Source organism: Cellulomonas wangleii (assembly GCF_018388445.1).
GTDB lineage: Bacteria > Actinomycetota > Actinomycetes > Actinomycetales > Cellulomonadaceae > Cellulomonas > Cellulomonas wangleii.
On sequence record NZ_CP074405.1, the window covers coordinates 2603705 to 2615915 of the forward strand.

Here is a 12211-nt window from a genome sequence, read left to right on the forward strand (position 1 = left end):
TACCGGCGGCTCAGGCGACCGGTCGCCGCAGCCGGTTCAGGACCTTGCGGTAGGTGTGACGCACGCCCGCGTGCCGCAGGTGCCGCACGAGGGAGCCGAGGTCACCCGGACCCCAGACGCGTCGAGCGGCCGGCGGGGCCGCCTCGTGCCCCATCCGCTCCGCGTCCGCGGCGCGTGCCGGGTGCGAGCAGACGTCGACGACCGGTGGGAGGACCACGGGCCACTCGAACCGCTCACGGACCCGCACGACGTTCTGGTGCGCCGTCCGACGGGTCTCCTCGTCGCCCAGGAGCGCACCCAGCGCGTCCGCCAGGGCCTGCGGGTCACGCGCCGGGACCGTCCGGCCCAGCCCCTCGGCGTCGATGAGCGGGGCGAACGCGTCGCCCTCGGTGGCGACGACGGGGAGCCCCGCCCAGAGGTAGTCCAGCAGGCGGGTGCGGAAGGAGAACTCGGTCTCGATCCCGGGGAAGTGGCAGGACACCCCGACGTCCGCGTCGAGCAGATAGTCGGCCCGCTCCTCGTACGCCACCCACTCCTCGTTGAAGAAGACGTGCGTGCCGACCAGGTCGAGCCGCCGCGCCAGCGCGCGGAGCTCGGAGGCCATCCGCATCTCGGGCACGTCGGGGTTGGGGTGCCGCATCCCGAGGAAGTACAGCCGCACGTTCGGGACGACGTGACGCAGCCGGTCGATCGCGTGCACGAGCGTCAGCGGGTCGAACCAGTTGTAGACGCCGCCGCCCCACAGCACCACCAGGTCGTCCTCGGCGATCCCGGGGACGGTGCCCTTGATGGCGTGCCGGGTCGCCACCGGCGGCTCGGGCGAGATCCCGAACGGCACGACGCGCACGAGGTTCGCCAGCGTGGGGTCCGCGTCGTAGGTCAAGGGGTTGACACGGCCGGCCGCCGCCAGGTGCCCGATCCACAGGTCCCGCTGCCGGCTCGAGGCGCACAGGAAGACGTCGCCCCGCGACACCTGCGCCGAGAGCTCCCGCAGGGCGTTCGCCATCGCGGCGTCCCGGGCCGCGAGCGGCCGGTGCCGCTCGACCTCCAGCCCCTCGATGTGGAACGGGTCGTACAGGTCGACCACCAGCACGACGTCCGCCTGCTGCAGCCACGGGAAGGTCGCGGCGACGTAGCCCTGGAGGACCACCACGTCCGCGGCCTCGACCTCGGCACGGAAGTCCTCGACGCGGACCCGCGCGACCTCGAACTCCGGCGAGACGCGCGAGCAGCTGCCGAAGGTCACCAGCCGGACGTGGTGCCCCTGCGCGGCGACGTGCCGCGCGATCTCCCACGCCCGGATCGCGGGCCCGGCCATCTGGTCGGCGATCGTGTCGAGCGTGACGACGAGCACCCGCCGCACCGGGACGTCGACCGCCATCAGAGGACCTCGGCCAGCCGCCGCTGGTGCCGCTGGAAGACCCACGCACCGACGGCGAACGCCGCGACCGCCCAGGCGACGCACTCGAGCACCGAGCCCCAGGCGGGCAGCCGGTTGTCGTAGAGGAGCGACCGGAACACGTCGGAGAACCCCTCCATGGGGTTGAGCCGGTAGATGTCGACGATCGTCACGTCACCCAGGACCGGCCCCACGCGGTCCGACTGGCGCTGGACCTCCGCGACCGGGTACAGGATCGGCGTCAGGTAGAACCACACCATGAAGAGGATCGACATCAGGTGCTGCGTGTCGCGGAAGTAGGCGTTGGCCACCGACATGGCCATCGCGACCCCGAGGGAGAACACGAGGAGCACGACCATGGCCAGGAGCACGAGCGGCAGGTACGGCAGGACGTTGCCGCCCACGAGGAGGATGGCGACGGCGAGCACCGCCATCTCGATCGTCCACGTGTAGGTGCTGGCCAGGGCGCTGGCGACGATCAGCACGTAGCGCGGGAAGTACACCTTCTTGATGAGGTTCTCGTTGCCGACCAGGGCCGACATGCCGCCGTTGACCACGTTGGTGAAGAAGCTCCACGGCAGCAGCGCGCACATGAGCCAGATGGCGAAGATGTCGATGCCGCTGGGGTCGCCGGGACCGGGGTCGATCCTGATGATCACCGAGAACACGAGCGTGTAGACGACCATCAGCGCCAGCGGGTTCAGCAGCGACCACAGCTGCCCGAGCGCCGTCCGCTTGTACTTCCCCTTGACCTCGCGGAGCGTGAGGTTCACGAGGAGCTCTCGTGAGGTGAGGACTTCGGGGATCAGACTCACGGAACCTCCGTGCCAGAAGGATGGGGACGCCGCACGCGCCTGCGGAGCGGCGGCAGCGCACCACGATACCGCCCGGCCGCGGCCCGACCGGTCCACCCGCGCACCGCCACCCGCACCGCCACCCGCACCGCCACCCGCACCGCCGCGGGCGGCTCGTGCGGGCGGCTCGTGCGGGTGGGCGGGCGCGGGGCTAGCGGGGCGGGCGGGGCTCGAACCAGCCCTGCACGTCGACGATCACCTGGGTGGTGCCCCGGTCGTTGTACACCTGGATGCTCTCGTCCGCGGAGACCGCCGGGACGACCAGGTTGGCCTGGTCCCGTCCGTTGCCGGTGTTGAGGTCCGACGCCAGGGGCCTGGGCAGCCCCGGCCGCCACGCCGTCAGGAAGGTCATCTCGGTCTGCTGGGTCGCGGTGAGCACCGCGGCGACCGCCCGGGCCCCGTCCGGTACGCCGGCGCGACGCAGGTCGACCGTCCGGACGGCGCCGGCACCGAGCGGGCCACCCTCACCGCGGGAGTCGACGGCGCGCGCGGGCACCTGCGGCGTGTAGTAGGTGGTGCCGCCGGGGCCGAACCACCCGACCACGTCGACCACGACGTCGGCGGCCGCGCCCTGGAGAGCCAGGTCGACCGCGCCGTCGGCACCGAGCGGGATCACCTGGCGGTTGCTGACGTTGTCACCCACGTAGTGGTTGACGCTCGACACCGTCGGCCGCGCACCGCCGCTCGGGTAGGCGACGACGTTGCCGACGCCCGACGGGCCCACGGACGTGAGGTTCATGACGACGGCGCTCGCGTCCGACGGGATCCCCTCGCGCCCCGCCACCTGCACGCGCCGGGTGGCCGCCGAGGTCAGCCGGCCGCCGTCGCTCCGGGAGTCGAGCAGCCGCACACCGGCGTCGAGCGGCACGTACCCGGCCCCGCTCGCACCGTCGGTGAAGTAGCCGGTGATGTCGACGATGACGTGCGTCGAGCCGCTGTGGTTGTAGATGCTCACCTTGCCGTCACCCCCGACCCCGACGAACGTGCCGGACGCGCTGGTCCGCCGCTCGTCCGTGTTGAGGGTCGACGTGTCGGGCATGGCGCTGCCGGCGGGCCAGACCCTCAGGTGGGTCACGGTCTGCGAGTGGACGGCGGTGACGTTGATGGCCACGGCGCGCGCGTCGGCCGGGACACCCGCCACACCGGCGACGGTGAGGTCCATGCGGGAGTGCGGACCCAGGGAGGCTCCCGTGAGCCGGGTATCGACCAGCCGGGCCGGGGCGACCGGCACGAAGCCCAGGCGGGAGCCCAGCGGGACCTCCGGGACCGGTGCGGGGTCCTGGCTGCCCTCGACCGTGAACGTCGAGCTCCACGGCACGACCGTCGCGCCGGTGCCGCCCTGCGTCCCGGTGACGGTCAGCCGGTAGCGACCCGCCCCGAGGTACTGCCCGGCGTCCGACCGCCCGTCCCAGGTGATGATCGCTCCCCCGCCGGACGGCCCGGTGCTGCCGATCCTGCGCGCGACGGTCGCGCCGCTGCGCTCGTCGTTGACCGTGAGCGTCCAGTCGACGGTGGAGACGACGCCCCCCACGACGCTCAGGCCCGACCCGTACGGGACCGTGCTGCGCGACAGGGCGGGGTTCACCAGGCCGGCACCGAGGAGGTCGCGGGAGCGCTGACGGATCGCACCGAGGGTCGCGTACCCGGCCTGGCCGGGGCACGCCGTGTAGGCGAGGTCACGGTGCGACACGACCACCGGGAGCGCGAGCGTCGTCCCCGCCCCGTACCTCGAGTTCTCACCACCGAGCGTCGTGTACCCGACCGTGCTCGTGGGGTCGCGGTGGTAGGCGGCCATGCGCCAGGCGATGAGCCGCGCGACGCTCTCCTGCGTGGCCGCGGGCGGCGTGCTCGAGCTGTAGTCACCGAGCATCGAGATGCCCACCGTCGAGGTGTTGAAGCCGCCGGCGTGGACGCCGATGACGGGCCGGTCGCCGGACCCGGCGCGTCCCTCGTAGACGTTGCCCCACTTGTCGACGAGGTAGTTGTAGCCGATGTCGCACCAGCCGCGGGAGTTCTGGTGGTACGCCTGGTCGGCGCGGATCTGGGCCGCGGCCTCGGAGACGTCGCGGTAGGAGTTGGGGCCGGCCGTGTGGTGGACCACGGCGGCGAGCAGGGTCGGCGCGACGTCGAACTCGCAGCGCTGCGGGGCGGCACCCCAGCCGGCACGCGAGATGATGCCCGGCGCCGTGGCGGCGGCGGCCACGGCGGCGGTGGTCACGGCACCGGACGCCGGCACGCTCGTCCCGAGGACCCGGGCGCCTGACGCACCCGAACCGAGCGACGCACCGGAGGTGGACGACGCCCGCGAGGCGGTCGACGGCGTCGACACCGGCTCGGGGGGCGACGTCACCAGCGCCACGCGCAGGTCCTGCGCCTGCCGCGCCTCGGTGTCGAACGCCAGCTGGGCGCGGGTCGCCCCACCGATCCACACGGAGCCGGTCCCCGCGCGGGTCTGCGCGGCCGCGGCCTCGGAGGTCCCGGCGTCCGGTGCGGCGTCGTCGGTCTCGAGCTCGACCCACTCGCCCCACTGCCCGTCGGTCTCGGTGCGCACCGACACCTCGAGCCCCGCCGGCCCGTCCGGCGCCCACGTGACACCGAGCGCGTGGTACTCCTCGACGTCGACGACCTCGCTGACGATCCGACGCTGCGCCGCGTCGTCGCGCGTGGCGATGTCCGCATCGGACGCGGCGTCCGCCGGCAGCGCCGTCTGCCCGGCTCCGGCGACGGCGACCGCGACCTCGTCGACCGTGACGTCCCCCGGCTCGGTGGTCGGGGACTCGGTCGTCGGGGACCCGGTGGGCGGGGGCTGGTCCGACGGGGGTACCGGCGTCGGTGACGCCACGGTCGCGGCCGTGGACCCGGACGGGGTCACGGGTCCCGCCGCCTCCACGACCGGCGCCGGGCCGGCGGGGACGGCGCCGCCGCCGACGGTGCCGGCCGAGGCCGGCAGACCACCCCCGAGCACCAGTGCCAGGGCGGTCCCCCCGACCGCCAGGGCGGTGAGCGCACCGCCGCCCGTCCGCCGACGTCCGTGTCCTGCTGAAGCCCCCGCTGCACGCATCCGTGAAGTGGAGCAGCACGACAGGGGGCCGGTCAAGCACGCACGCCGGAGCGGTGGCACACCCGTCCGCGTCAGGCCTGCGAGGCGCCTGTCGTCGACGGTGCCGTCGGGACGGGGTCGGCCCAGGCGCCGTTCAGCGCGACGAACCCGCCCATCTCCTCCGCCGGGCGCCGCGCGACGCTGAACTCGGCGGCCGAGCGCAGGTAGTCGTAGACGTGCGTGGTCGTCGGGTCGGTGATGGCCGCGTCGACGCGGAACGACCCGTTCTGGAGCGCCAGGGCCGGCACGGTGCAGTCACGCACGCCCCGCCCCTCGATGGCCTCCACGGGGCGGTCCGTGTCCCGGCTGTTGTTCGCCCACAGGTGCACGCCGCCCTTCGACCAGATCGCCAGCCCGAAGACGGGACGCTCGACGCGCTGGCGGGCGGTGTAGTGCACCCGGACCGTGACCTCGTCACCGGTGTGCAGCGGCCGGTCCACGCGCTCACCGTCGGTGAGCAGCTCGACGGCGTCGATGGTCGCCTCGCCGCTCCCCCAGTGGCTGGCACCGTCGGCGTCGACGTGCGCGTCGGCACGGGTGGACTCCAGGTAGCGGTCGAGGATCGGCGAGGCCGTCCCGGACTCCACGAGCTTGCCGTGCGAGAGCCACGCGACCTCGTCGCACATGTTCTGCAGCGACGGCAGGGAGTGGCTCACGACGACGACCGTGCGTCCCTCGCGCTTGAAGTCGACGAACTTCTCGGCGCACTTGTCCTGGAACGCGGCGTCACCGACGGCCAGCACCTCGTCCACGAGCAGGATCTCGGGGTCGACGTTGATCGCGATGGCGAAGCCGAGCCGGACGTACATCCCGGACGAGTAGTTCTTCACCGGCTGGTCGATGAACTGCTCGACGCCGGCGAAGTCGACGATGGCGTCGAACTTCCGGTCGATCTCCGCGCGGGACATCCCGAGGATCGCCCCGTTGAGGCGGACGTTGTCCCGGCCGGACAGCTCGGGATGGAACCCCGACCCGACCTCCAGCAGCGCGGCCACCCGGCCGTCCAGCCGGATCCTGCCGCGGTCCGGGTGGAGGATCTTGGCCATCGTCTTGAGCAGCGTCGACTTGCCGGACCCGTTGTCACCGATCAGACCGAACGTCGTCCCCTGCGGGATCTCGAACGACACGTCGTCGAGCGCCCAGAACTCCTCGAAGTCCGCCCGCCGGCGGCGCATGACCGCCGACTTCAGGGACTGGTTCCGCTCGTGGTAGATCCGGAACCGCTTCGAGACCCCCTCGACCTCGATTGCTGGCGTGCTCACTCATCCTCCTGTGTGTCGGCCCGCGGGCCACGACGCGACGTCTGCGACCGTGCGGACGGATCGCCCGCACCGGACGCCGGCTCCCGCCGTGCGCCCGTCGGCCGACGACCGCGCACCAGCGTACGTTCTGCGCCCGCGACGACGGCCCGACCCAGGCTAACGGCGCCCCGTCCGGCGCCGGACGGCACGCAGCGGGGAGGTCACGCGCCACGACACCGAGCGCTCGAGCAGCCGCAGCTTCTCCTCCGTGGCGGCCAGCCGGTCGGTGAGCACGTCGACGGCGGCGGCCCGCTCGGCGGCGGCGCGCTCGGTCGACTCCAGCCGGCTGAGCAGGTCGCTGCGCTCCGCCCGCGCCGCGAGCAGCCTCTCCTCCAGCACCGGGTCGGCCGCGGCGCCCGGCGTCGCGGTCCCGGCGTCGCGCAGCTGCGCCTCGAGCCGCTCCGACCGCTCCCGGACGACCGCCAGCTCCTCGCGCACGCGCTCCCGCTCCGCCGCCGACTCGACCGCGATCCGCTCGGACACCTGGTCGGCCAGGATGTAGGACGACCCGCCGGCCACCTCGTCGAACGAGCGGAAACGGCGCTCACGGTCGAAGACGACGACCGAGTCGTAGAAGTGCATGCCCCCGAGCTCGTTCGCCCAGACCGAGGTCCGGTCCAGGTCGCGGTGGTGCTGGGCGTTGAGGTCGTCGACGCGGCGCGTCGCCCACGTCGTGAACGAGCCCTCCGCCCCCAGCCCGCCGCCGAACGCCGGCCAGTACGACGTGTGGGTGTCCTCGACGAGGAGCACGCCGCCGTCGTTGATCAGCGGGAACAGCGTCTGCGCCGTGACGATCTGCTGCTCCATCGTGTGCCCGCCGTCGTCGATGACGACGTCGAACGGCCCGTGGCGCTCGTGCAGCCGCCGCAGGAAGGCGGGGTCCGACTGGTCGCCCAGCTCGACCACGAACCGTCCCGCCGTGGCGCGCGCCGCGGCCTCGTCGATGTCGGCCCCGACGATGACCGCCTCGGGCCCGAAGTACTGCCGCCACATCGCGAGCCCGCCGCCGCGGTAGACGCCGATCTCGAGGACCCGCACGGGCCGCCCGCGGAACCGCTCGAGGTGCCGGTGGTAGATCGGGAAGTAGTGGGGCCACTTGTGCAGCACGCCGCCGGCGCGGTTGGCGAGGAAGTACGCGTAGAGCGGGTTCTCGGAGAGCTCGGCCCAGCGGTCACCGAGGTAGAAGGCCGCCCGGTAGCACTCGTTGACGACGTCCTTCTCCGCACCGACGTCGTTGAGCGCGTCCCCGAGGGCCCGGGCCGTGCGCTCGGGCGTGCTCCCGTCGCGCACCAGGCCGACGAGCACGGAACGCAGGTCCTCGTCGAGGTCCGGCGCCGCACCGAGCAGACGCTCCGCGTGCCCTGCGTCGCCCCGGGAAACGGCGTACAGCAGGCGCGCCGTGGTCGTACGGTCGAGCATCGCTCACTCCTGGCCCGACGACGGCAGGTCCGCCGGTCGTCGTTCGTCGAACGGGTCCGCCGGTGTCTGCAGGCGGCAGGGGGGCACGTCGGGCTTCGGGTGGCCGCGCCCGGCGTGCGCAACCGGAAACGGTACCAGCGACGACCCGGGGGTCCACAGGGCACCGGCCCGACCGGCACCGCCGCGACGGCCCCCGTCCGCCCGGATCGTCACCGGGACGCGTGCCTCAACAACTACGCTTGCCCTCGACCACCGACCCGGAGGAACCCTCACCATGCGCATGCTCGTCACCGGCGGAGCCGGTTTCATCGGCTCCAACTTCGTCCACCAGACCGTCCGCGAGCGCCCGGACGTGCACGTCACCGTGCTCGACGCGCTCACGTACGCGGGGGACGAGCGCAGCCTGGAGCCGGTCGCCGACAAGGTGGTGCTCGCCAAGGGCGACATCGCCGACCCCGACGTCGTCGACGCGCTGGTCAAGGAGTCCGACCTCGTGGTCCACTTCGCGGCCGAGTCGCACAACGACAACTCGCTGCACGACCCGTGGCCCTTCGTCCGGACCAACGTCATCGGCACCTACCAGCTGCTCGAGGCGGTGCGGCGTCACGACGTGCGCTTCCACCACGTCTCCACCGACGAGGTCTACGGCGACCTCGAGCTGGACGACCCGGCGAAGTTCACGCCGGACACCCCGTACAACCCGTCGAGCCCGTACTCGTCGACCAAGGCGTCGTCCGACCTGCTCGTGCGCGCCTGGGCCCGCAGCTTCGGCGTGCGCGCGACGATCTCGAACTGCTCCAACAACTACGGGCCGTACCAGCACGTCGAGAAGTTCATCCCGCGCCAGGTCACCAACGTCCTGGACGGCGTGCGCCCCAAGCTCTACGGCACCGGGGAGAACGTCCGCGACTGGATCCACGTCGAGGACCACAACTCGGCCGTGTGGCGGATCATCGAGGCCGGGCGCCTGGGCGAGACCTACCTCATCGGCGCCGACGGCGAGAAGGACAACAAGTCCGTCATCGAGCTGATCCTCGAGCTGATGGGGCAGCCGGCCGACGCCTACGACCACGTGAACGACCGCCCCGGGCACGACCTGCGGTACGCCATCGACGCGACCAAGCTGCGCACCGAGCTCGGCTGGGAGCCGCGGTACACCACGTTCCGCGACGGCCTCGCGGCGACGATCGACTGGTACCGCGCGAACGAGGCGTGGTGGCGTCCGCAGAAGGACGCGACCGAGGCCAAGTACGCGGTCCTGGGACGCTGACGCCGGGGTCCACCGGCCCGGTGGCGCCATCTGCACAGATTCTCCACCGGGCCCGAACCCCGCGCTCCCGCACCCCCGCCGAGCACTCCCCTACGATCACCACGTGACCTCCCGCCACGCCGCACAGAGGCGCGCCCGCGCCCCGCGACACGCCCGTTCCCAGCACTCGCACCGGGTGCTGCGCGGCGTCGCCCTGGCGGCCACGACGGTGCTCGTGTTCGGCGTCGCCGGCGGTGCCGCCTTCGCGACGAAGCTGACGACGAACGTCGACGGGCTCGACCTCGACGACCTGGTGGTGGCCGCCCCCACACCGTCGGTCGCGCCGGACCCGGCCGACGCCGCCGCAGGACGCGCCGTCAACGTCCTGGTCCTCGGCTCGGACCAGCGGGACGGGGCGAACGAGGCGATCGGTGGCGCCGAGGAGGGCATGCGGTCCGACACCACGATCGTCGTCCACATCTCGGCCGACCGCAGCCGCATCGAGATGGTGTCCATCCCGCGCGACTCGCTCGTGGACATCCCCGAGTGCGCCCTGACCAACGGGTCGACGACGAAGCCGCAGCGCAACGCCATGTTCAACTCGGCCTTCGCCCTCGGCTGGGACCGCGGCGGGGACATCGACTCGGCCGCCGCCTGCACCGTGTCGACCGTCCAGGCCAACACCGGCCTGACCATCGACCACGTCGTGATCGTCGACTTCGCGGGCTTCCAGAACATGATCAACGCCATCGGCGGCGTCGACATGTGCATCCCGCAGGACGTGAAGGACAAGTACACGGGCCTCGACCTCACGGCCGGCGTGCACCGCCTGGACGGGGTGGTGGCGCTGCAGTACGCCCGCGCGCGCCACGGCACCGGGTTCGACGGCTCGGACACCGCCCGTGCCGGGCGCCAGCAGGTGCTCATCGCGAGCGTGGCCAACGAGGTGCTCTCCAAGAACGTCCTCACGGACGCCGGTCAACTCGCGCAGTTCCTCAGCGCCGCGACGCAGTCGGTCACGACGAACCTGTCGCTCGGCGACCTGACCGGCCTCGCCTTCAGCCTGCGGAGCATCGACCGTGAGAGCATCAAGCTCATGACGGTCCCGTGGGCGCCCGCACGCAGCGACCGCAACCGCGTGGAGTGGACCGCCGAGGCCGACGCCATCTGGGCGAACATGGCCGCCGACGTCCCCATGCTCGGGGAGCCGGACCCGGCACCGGAGCCGACCGCGCCGGCCGACGACACGGCCACCCCGCCGCCCGCGGCCGAGCCGCCGGTGGCGGCGGAGCCGACGGCGCCGCCCACCCCCGGCACGGATGCGATCTCGCCCGCGGACATCTCGACGGCTACCTGCTGAGCGGTGGGCGACGTGGGACCACGCAAGGACGACCAGCCGCCCGTCATCCGCCCGGAGGTCGAACGCCCCCGCCCGGACGCCGCGGGTGCCCGCCCGGTGGGTCCGACGCGACCCCGGCCGGCACCCCCGGCACGGGTCGTGGCGCGCGGGTCCGGCGGACGGTCGGTGCCCGCCGGCGACGCAGCGGGCCCCACGCCCGCCGGTGCGTCCGGTGCCGGCGCACCCCCACGACGTCCCGCGTCCTTCGCCCCGTCCGGTGCGGCCGCGGCGCCGGCCCGGCCCGTGCGCCGTGACCCCGTGCCGCGTGACGGCGCCCGCCCCGGGGCGACCGACGTCCCCGGCTCGTCCGCCCGCCCGACGGCCGACCGTTCGACGACCGACCGTTCGACGACCGGCCGCCCGACGACCGACCGCCCGACGGCGGTGCGTCCGACGGGGGCCCCACGTCCGGCGGCACCCCGACGGACGACGGGCCGCGCCACGGCGGCGCGCACCCCTGTCGAGCGCACGGCGCCTCCTGCGGGCGGGCCTCCCGCTCCCCCGAGCGGCGCTCGCACGAGCCGCGGCTCGCGCAGGTCCCGGCTGGCGCTCACCATGGTCTCGCTCGTCCTGGTGGTCGTCCTCGGGTGGACGATCGGGCTCGTGGTCTGGGCGAACGGCCGCATCCAGCACACCGCGGCGCTCTCGGGCGCGGCGGGGACGCCCGGCACGACCTACCTCCTGGCGGGCTCGGACGCCCGCGGCGGCGAGGGCGGGATCGCCGAGGACGGCACCGAGGGTCAGCGGACCGACACGATCCTCGTGCTGCACGACCCGGCGGACGGGCCGACGGCCCTCATCTCGCTGCCCCGGGACACCTACGTCGACATCCCGGGCCACGGCCCCGGCAAGCTCAACGCCGCCTACACGTTCGGTGGCGCTCCCCTGCTCGTCAGCAGCGTCGAGGCCGTCACCGGTCTGACCGTCGACCACTACGTGGAGATCGGCATGGGCGGGGTGGCCGGTCTGGTCGACGCCGTCGGTGGCGTCAACCTCTGCTACGACGGTGACGTCGACGACCCCGACTCCGGCATGGTCTGGACGGCGGGCTGCCACGACGTCGACGGTGCGGGCGCGCTGGCCTTCGCGCGGATGCGCAAGGCCGACCCGTCCGGCGACATCGGACGCGCGCAGCGTCAGCGTCAGCTCATCGGTGCGGTCATGGGCGAGGTGAGTCCCGGCTCGCTCCTGCTGCGCCCCGGTGCACAGGTCTCGCTGGTGCGGGCCGGCACGGACGCCGTGACGTTCGACGAGGAGGCCGGGATCCTCGACGTCGCCCGCCTCGCGCTCGCCTTCCGGGCGGCCAACGGCGAGGGTGGCCTGACAGGCACACCCCCCATCGTCGACGTCGACTACCGCCCCGGTGGCATCGGGTCGACCGTGCTGCTCGACCCCGAGGCGACCCCACCGTTCTTCGCGGCGGTGCGGGACGGGACGCTGCCGCCCGGCCAGGTCGGCGGCCTGCCCGGCTCCTGACCGGCCGCGACGGC

General features: G+C 73.5%; 8 protein-coding genes. 3 read left to right on the forward strand and 5 right to left on the reverse strand.

The features are described 5' to 3' along the window. Nucleotides 1-10: 10 nt before the first annotated feature. From KG103_RS11975 to KG103_RS11995, 5 genes are all read right to left on the reverse strand, one after another. Nucleotides 11-1381 carry a glycosyltransferase family 4 protein gene (locus KG103_RS11975; RefSeq protein WP_207340938.1) on the reverse strand — a complete coding sequence of 457 codons (1371 nt, stop codon included), beginning with the start codon at nt 1379-1381 and terminating at the stop codon, nt 11-13. Then, a complete protein-coding gene (locus KG103_RS11980; protein ID WP_207340937.1) occupies nt 1381-2214 on the reverse strand; it encodes an ABC transporter permease in 834 nt (277 codons plus the stop codon). The genes KG103_RS11975 and KG103_RS11980 overlap by 1 nt, the downstream gene beginning before the upstream one ends. 190 nt (nt 2215-2404) lie before the next feature. Next, nucleotides 2405-5218 (reverse strand): peptidoglycan recognition protein family protein, encoded by a 2814-nt coding sequence (locus tag KG103_RS11985; protein ID WP_213319911.1) that lies wholly within the window; start codon nt 5216-5218, stop codon nt 2405-2407. Between the two features lie 167 nt (nt 5219-5385). Further along, nucleotides 5386-6615: an ABC transporter ATP-binding protein gene (locus tag KG103_RS11990; protein ID WP_249670571.1), complete on the reverse strand. Its 1230-nt coding sequence runs from the start codon at nt 6613-6615 to the stop codon at nt 5386-5388. A 156-nt stretch (nt 6616-6771) separates the two neighbouring features. Then, the gene (locus KG103_RS11995) at nt 6772-8073 is read right to left on the reverse strand and encodes a class I SAM-dependent methyltransferase (protein WP_207340935.1); all 1302 of its coding nucleotides are present in this window, start codon (nt 8071-8073) and stop codon (nt 6772-6774) included. A 274-nt stretch (nt 8074-8347) separates the two neighbouring features. Here KG103_RS11995 and rfbB point away from each other — a divergent pair, with 274 nt between their 5' ends. The 3 genes from rfbB (at nt 8348) to KG103_RS12010 (ending at nt 12197) form a co-directional block, all read left to right on the forward strand. Further along, nucleotides 8348-9343: a dTDP-glucose 4,6-dehydratase gene (rfbB, locus tag KG103_RS12000; protein WP_207340934.1), complete on the forward strand. Its 996-nt coding sequence runs from the start codon at nt 8348-8350 to the stop codon at nt 9341-9343. Between the two features lie 103 nt (nt 9344-9446). Further along, a complete protein-coding gene (locus tag KG103_RS12005; RefSeq protein ID WP_249670572.1) occupies nt 9447-10682 on the forward strand; it encodes an LCP family protein in 1236 nt (411 codons plus the stop codon). 594 nt (nt 10683-11276) lie between these two features. After that, a complete protein-coding gene (locus tag KG103_RS12010; RefSeq protein WP_207340933.1) occupies nt 11277-12197 on the forward strand; it encodes an LCP family protein in 921 nt (306 codons plus the stop codon). The last annotated feature ends 14 nt before the right edge of the window (nt 12198-12211 follow it).